General features: G+C 58.4%; 4 protein-coding genes and 2 pseudogenes. 3 read left to right on the forward strand and 3 right to left on the reverse strand.

The window, feature by feature from the left end:
• Positions 1 to 332 precede the first annotated feature (332 nt).
• The 3 genes from M5G17_RS19715 to M5G17_RS19725 are packed head-to-tail and all read left to right on the forward strand — an operon-like array spanning position 333 to position 2,959.
• Positions 333 to 1,022, forward strand: coding sequence for a GNAT family N-acetyltransferase (locus tag M5G17_RS19715; protein ID WP_273894593.1), 690 nt, complete (start codon positions 333 to 335; stop codon positions 1,020 to 1,022).
• Between the two features lie 4 nt (positions 1,023 to 1,026).
• The gene (locus tag M5G17_RS19720) at positions 1,027 to 2,199 is read left to right on the forward strand and encodes a GNAT family N-acetyltransferase (protein WP_273894594.1); all 1,173 of its coding nucleotides are present in this window, start codon (positions 1,027 to 1,029) and stop codon (positions 2,197 to 2,199) included.
• Positions 2,171 to 2,959 (forward strand): ChbG/HpnK family deacetylase, encoded by a 789-nt coding sequence (locus M5G17_RS19725; RefSeq protein WP_273894595.1) that lies wholly within the window; start codon positions 2,171 to 2,173, stop codon positions 2,957 to 2,959. Before M5G17_RS19720 ends, M5G17_RS19725 begins: the two co-directional genes overlap by 29 nt.
• Before the next feature lie 96 nt (positions 2,960 to 3,055).
• Here the strand turns inward: M5G17_RS19725 and M5G17_RS19730 are convergent, their stop codons facing one another.
• The 3 genes and pseudogenes from M5G17_RS19730 to M5G17_RS19740 form a co-directional block, all read right to left on the reverse strand.
• Positions 3,056 to 4,183, reverse strand: coding sequence for a hypothetical protein (locus tag M5G17_RS19730; RefSeq protein ID WP_273894596.1), 1,128 nt, complete (start codon positions 4,181 to 4,183; stop codon positions 3,056 to 3,058).
• 194 nt (positions 4,184 to 4,377) lie between these two features.
• Positions 4,378 to 4,552: pseudogene (locus M5G17_RS19735) on the reverse strand (IS5/IS1182 family transposase); the annotation flags it as partial.
• Positions 4,551 to 4,692, reverse strand: a pseudogene (locus M5G17_RS19740) (IS5/IS1182 family transposase); the annotation flags it as partial. The pseudogenes M5G17_RS19740 and M5G17_RS19735, both read right to left, overlap by 2 nt.
• Positions 4,693 to 5,073 lie beyond the last annotated feature (381 nt).

Raw genomic sequence — 5,073 nt, forward strand, 5'->3', positions numbered from 1 at the left:
CTCGATCTCAAGAGCGCCACAAGCCTCAAGGCAAGCACCTGGCAGCCATCACACAATCTGCAGCCGTCATCGCGGGGCAAGCCCGCTCCCACTGAAATCAGCCTCAACACACCCTCTCGCCTTGCACCAAGGCTACCATCGCCGCCCTCACAGACCATGGCACGTTGCAACAAATGTGCCATGGCCTGCGGGAGCGGCGTTGTTAGCCTTGGTGCATGGCGAGAGCTCGTGTTGGGGCTGTATCCATTTTCAATTACCAGGGCAAACCCTGTTTGCCCTGACCTGGAGCGCGTCATGAGCGCGCACCTCACCTGGCCGAAACAGGAGGCACCATGAGTGCTTTGAGCAAAATCCAGGACCGTATAAAGCGCAAGGGACTGCGCAATACCCTCAACGCAGGCGTCAAACGGTACCTGTTCTACCACTGGGAACTGCTGTGGATGGAGCGCGACCTGGTCAGCCCCGTGCCACCGCACAAACTCAAACCCTACCCGCCACTGCGGGTCGAGACCATCACCGTCAACAATGTGCGGGCCTTCGCCAAGCACTTTGGCGACCGCATCGAGACCATGCGCGAGCTGGCCGCCGAAGGCCACACCGGGCTGATGTTCCTCGATGACGCCGGCGATGTGGTGGCGTTTATCTGGGGCAGCCCGCGCAATTACCACGACCGCCACTTCTACGGCTGCTGGTTCCCGGTGGGGCCTGGGCAATTCTTCGAGTTCGGCGGCGAGCTAACGCGCAAGTATTGGGGCACGGAGCTTTCGGTCGACCTGCAACTGGAGCTGTGGAAGGCCATGGCCGCCCAGGGCTGCGACACCGTGGTGGATGTCTGCGAGAGCCACAACATCCCGGCGCTCAAGCTGCACCTGCGCATGGGCTATCAGGAACAAGGGCGGGTCATGCACGTGTACTGCCTGTTCGGGCGCTGGAAGTTCTACCGCGAGACCCGCTACAGCGCCTCGCGCCTGGAACCCTTGCGCAAACCAGAAGCCAGCCCGGCCCCGGCCACGGTGACCTGAGCCCATGAGCCTAGACCTGCAGTGGTACCCGTCGCTTGCGGCGGCGGACTTCCCCGCCGCCGAGTACGAGCAACTGCGCCAGCAACTGACCGACAGCACGCCGTTCAACCACCTGGTCTGGCTGCAGGCGGCCGAAGCGGCGCTGAGCGCCGATCAGCAGTTGCAGGTGCTGGTCGGCCGCGATCAGGGCCGGTTGTGCCTGTGCCTGGCGCTGGTGCGCGCCCGCGAGCGCTTCGGCCCGCTCAAGGTGCAAGTGGTGCGCCACCTGGGCTACCCGCTGAGCGACCGCATCGCCTTGCTCTGCGACCTGCCCAGTGGCGCCGATGCCCAGGTGTTGCGCGCCATCCGCAAGCAGTTGCCCCACGCCCTGCTGCAACTGGATGAAGTGCCGGCGGATGCGAGCGCACACAGCCTGTTACAGCGTTGGACGCAGCGCAGTTCGACCTATGAACAACGCCTGAGTTGCCGGGTGCCGGTGCACCGCATCGTCGCCCAAGACCGCGAGGAAATCAGCGGCGATGCGCGTTACAAACTGCGCCGCGCACGCAAGCGCATAAACGCCTGCGGTGCCCAGGTACGCCGGGTGGTGGCCGATGGCGAAAACATCCATGCCCTGCTCGATGCCGTGGCCGAGGTCGAAGCGTTGAGCTGGAAAGGCGATGACGAAGTCGGCATCTTCTCCGGCGCCCATCGCCAACAGTGGATGTACCAGGCCTTCAGCGCCCTGGCCGAACGCGGCCTGGTGCGCCTGGTGCTGCTGGAACTGGGCGGCCGCTGCATCAGTTACCGCCTGGGCCTGTACGAGCGGGGCCGGGTCTACGACTACAACCTGGCCTTCATGTCCGCCTACGCAGACCTGGGCAGTGGCCGGGTGCTGCTCGAAGAATGGATTCACTGGGGCCTGGACGACGGCTGGGAGTGGATCGATGCCTCGCGGGTCAGCCTGAACAACTCCAGCCACCAATTGCATGAACGCATGAGCGGCCAGCTCGAGCACCAGCGCCTGAGCTTCTACAGCTGGCGCCCCAGTGGCCTCGCCCTGGGCCTGGCCTTGCGCTTGTGGCGCCGCTTCAAGCCGCAGCTGCAACGTTTGCGCACACCAACACCGGCGCCCGGCGCCGAACCGACACCCAAGCAGGAGAACGTGGATGCCCTCCCTGGTCATAGTCAACGCTGACGACTTCGGCCTCAGCGCCCATACCAACGCGGTGATCCTCCATGGCTTCCAGGCCGGGCTGATCAGCTCGGCCACCGCCATGGCCAACATGCCGGCCTTCAACGCCGCCTGCAGCCTGGCGCAACTGCCAGCCTTGCACGGGCGCATCGGCTTGCACTTCAACCTCACCTACGGCCGGCCCCTGAGCGAAGCCATAGGCCAACAACCACGCCTGTGCACGCCCAGCGGCGAATTCGACCTGCGCCTCAAGCGCCGCACCCTGCGCCTGCGTCCGGCCGAGCGCGAAGCCATCGAGCAAGAACTGCACGCCCAATGGCAGCACTGCCTGAACCAGGGTTTGATGCCCAGCCACCTGGACTCGCACCAGCACGTACACAACATCTGGCCGATTGGCGAAATCGTCGCCCGCTTTGCCGCCCGCGAAGGCGTGCCGGTGCGCCTGGCACGCAACCTGGGGCACAACATCAACCCGGCCAAGCGGGTGTTCAAGGCGTTGCTCAACCGGCGTATCAAGCAGTTGTGCGGGGTGACTGCCGACTACGTCTGCACCCCGGTCGACCTGCGTGCGGGGTTGGTTCCGGACAATGGCATATTGGAACTGGTGGCACATCCCAGTGCATTGGGCGGGCATGATTTTGGTGATGCTTATTTGGGTACGGGGGAGTCGCTGAAGGCGTTGGTGGAGCAGCGGTTGGCAGGGGTGCCGCGGGTGGGGTATGGGAGTTTGGGGGCGGGTAAGGTTGGGGTGGTGGTGACCTGATGGTGGGTACTTCTGAGCCATGTCGCTGACCAACACTCAATCGCTGGCAAGGCCGCTCCCACCGGTCCAATTTAACCGCTATGCTTTATCGCAACATCAAACAGCCCTTTCCAGGACGATTTTCTTCACCTCAGCGCCACCGTCAGAAACCCGATTACTCATAATCTGCAGCTTCGATTCAACGCCATCAGGAACAGTAAACACAACGGTGTACGGTTCATCTTTCCAGTCTCCGGTTATTTCAATCGCCGGTGCTGTTCGAACGCCCACCCCCACCCCCACGGTCAAGAAGGAACTCCCTTTGTATTCGCGATCACGGGCAAAAAATGTCAGCCGGTACTTTTCACCCGAAACAAAGTTGATTTCATTATTGAAGATATGCCCATCACCGTCCTTGAGCACGATTACCCGAGCGCTGTCCTCGTCACTGACATGCTCTTGCGCCTCTGGCCCAAACGGAAAAATTTTCCACAGGCGATTATCGTACTCGGACGAATAAACCGCTTGCCACTCGGTATCATCCGAGTCATCGCAGCAGCAGGTCTCATCCCCCTCCTCTGCAAGGGCGATATGCAGCATCGTGCACAGTGGATAATCGTTCAAGTGAGCGGCATTTATACTGAAAGCGAAGGTGATCTCGACCTCCAAAGGAAACTCAGCATCACCGGTTTTCGTAAAGCTGACGGGGGTCAATAGGCGAAAGAACATCTCGCCATTCGACCTGTGTTCCTGATACGCCGCATACACCACTGCATAGTCTCTGAGTACGCTCTTTGCAACTTTAAACGATAGCGTATGCGAGCACCAATTACGATCTTTGGCCGACTTGATCTGCACATCCTTTATACGTTTTGTCGCCCCCCAAATCTTAAGGTCAAAGGGACCATCTGAGGCACGGAATGATACATAGAGGTTAAGTGCTTTCAGCAAAGCATATGTGCCAGTGCCAGTACCACCAGTACCACCAGTACCCGTACCGCCAGTACCGCCAGTACCCGTACCGCCAGTGCCAGTGCCAGTGCCAGTGCCACCATTGGGTAACAGATGGCCAAACTGATTCAACCAAGCGGGGTCAATAAATAATTCTTCACCGACAGTAAAGTACGGATACTTATCTGGACACTTCGCCCACAGCCCAAGGATAACACAATTTAGAAGCTCACCTGAAGGATCCACGAAAAACTGACCAGCATTAGGTTGATTAGTCAATATATTATAAAGCATTTAGCGCTCTCCTTATTACTGTTGATTCGTTGCACAAGACATACAAAAAATCGATACCTAACACCTAGACCTGACAGACACAAGCCCGACCGCTAACTCAATACTTTACTGCCAGCTCACATGTATTTTTTATCACTCTGAAAAGCAATACACAACTGACAAAAATGCTAGGTTCGGCTTTCACTTCATGGCGCGACAAAGGTTCCACTCAATAGTTTTTGCGCGTGCGAAATCTCGCTGGCTTGGCCGCCTGAAAGCGTGAAATGCAGTGGCACAGCCCCAGATGTCGTAGTCCATATGAGTTTTCGTCGTGAGCCCACCCCGACGCCTTCCTAACGTGTGGCCCGCTGGCTCTGCCATCCCTTTCTTGGCCCGCACACGCCTTTGGATAATGTGGCTCGATCAATGCTCCAAGGCATGACTTTTTCCATCTCGGCCAGGAAACGTACACGGCGAGTCTGCTTGCGTTTACCGGCGCACTCGAAATCGGAAACGCTCATTTGATTTATTGGGGGCTTGTCGACGGTGGCTGAACGGCGGGCTATTTCAGCACAGGTCCATTAGGCTGTTCTGAGTTGATCGGAGTTCCCCTAAAAACCAGAACTCTTCGCAATTTCAAACTGCGAGGGGCGCTGGCGGAAACTCCATAGAAATCACCGTCAAAAATATCAGCTGCATCAACTTTCAGCTGTGCTATCAAGAATGCGTCGCCCTTCACCTGATAGTTTTGTCAGTATACACACCCTCCAGAACGTGCCTAGCTTTCACTAGGCGAACTTCCCGCCTTACCTGGAGTAATACCATGAATAACCCAGCAACTTTCCTGTCTTTAAGGATTCTCCGATCAAGTCAGCACAGATCATCTGACCTGTGCTGAAAGTCAGCACAGA

Source organism: Pseudomonas rubra, from assembly GCF_028656935.1.
Classification (GTDB): domain Bacteria; phylum Pseudomonadota; class Gammaproteobacteria; order Pseudomonadales; family Pseudomonadaceae; genus Aquipseudomonas; species Aquipseudomonas rubra.